General features: G+C 72.5%; 2 protein-coding genes. One reads left to right on the top strand and one right to left on the bottom strand.

The features are described 5' to 3' along the window. Positions 1-504: HNH endonuclease signature motif containing protein (locus FLV34_RS39300; RefSeq protein ID WP_147945587.1), on the bottom strand; the 504-nt coding region annotated here is incomplete at its 3' end. Positions 505-937: 433 nt separating this feature from the next. Between FLV34_RS39300 and FLV34_RS42065 the strand changes: the two genes are divergently transcribed. After that, on the top strand, positions 938-1,185 hold a 248-nt coding region (locus FLV34_RS42065; protein ID WP_222709806.1), incomplete at its 3' end, for a hypothetical protein.

The following is a 1,185-nucleotide window of genomic DNA, read 5'->3' as shown; positions in this document are numbered from 1 at the left end:
GTCTTCGCCTACGTTGCGGCGGGTGTAGCGCTCGGGGTGCTGGTAGCGGTCGCGGTTGTGGAACTGGCAGGCCGGGCCCAGCAGCTTCAGGTCCGTGAGGCCGCCGGTGCTCCAGTTGTCGGCGTGGTCGATCTGGCACATGGTCGCGGGCAGGGGGCAGCCGTCGATCCAGCAGGTGGCGTACCGGGCGAAGATGGCCCGGCGCTGGGCAGGAGTCGCCAGACGGACCTTGCGCCCCATGTCGAGCACCTGTCCCTCGGCGTTCATGACGATCCGCACCAGAGTGGAAGTGCGGGCGAGGCGGTGCACGCTGGAGACGGGCAGCACCTGCCCGGTCGCCAGCAACAACCCCGGCGGCACCATCCCCAGCGGCCCTCCCAACGCCCCTCCCAGAGACGCCCCCAGCAGCGTGCTTGCCGACGCTCCCAGCGCCGACCCCAGCGACGCCCCGGGCATCGTGCCCGCCGACGCTCCCAGCGACGCACCCAAGAACGCCCCGGGCATCGTGCCTGCCGACGCACCTGGCGCTGCTCCGGGTGACGCACCCTGCGCTGTTCCCGGTGACGCTCCCTGCGAGGTCCTCGGCGTGTCTTGGCCATGCCGGCAGTCCCCCGCAGGCCGAGGCCCGGCGTGGGTGTGACGTGTGGAGGCGTCCTCGGGCGGCGGATCCGGCCACGCCGCCTCCGAAGATGCCGCCTCCGAAGATGCCGCCTCTGAGGGTGCTGCCTGCGATGGTTGTGCGTCCGAAGCCGCCGCGCCCGAAGCCGCCGCGTCCGAAGCCGCCGCGCCCGAAGACGCTATGTCCGAAGGGGCTGTGGGGGAATGCCCGCCATCGTCGGCTGGGCATGCTGACGCGTGCCGCGGGGCATGCGGTGCTCCTGTCTGAGTCGCGCCGCGGTCGCAGCGATCGCCCTTGGCGGGCGCGGTCTCGTGGCGCTTGGCAGAGCTGGTGCTGATGGTCTCGCGGCCCTTTGGGGAGTCGGCGTTCGCGGTGTGGTCGCCCTCGGCAGAGGCGGTGTTCGCGGGGTCGCGGGGCTCGCACTCGCCGGGCCGCCGCTCACCGGCCCCGCGCTCACCGGCTCCGCAACCTGTCAACGGCCATTTGGTTCTCCCCGTGGGCGGCCTTGAGATCTCCCCGCTGGCGGCCACGAAGTTCTCCCCGACGGCGGCCAGTTATCTCCCCAC

The organism is Microbispora sp. CSR-4, assembly GCF_008033685.1.
Classification (GTDB): Bacteria; Actinomycetota; Actinomycetes; order Streptosporangiales; family Streptosporangiaceae; genus Microbispora.
Note: the sequence above shows the minus strand (reverse complement) of the source record. Positions and strands in the feature narration are given on the sequence as shown.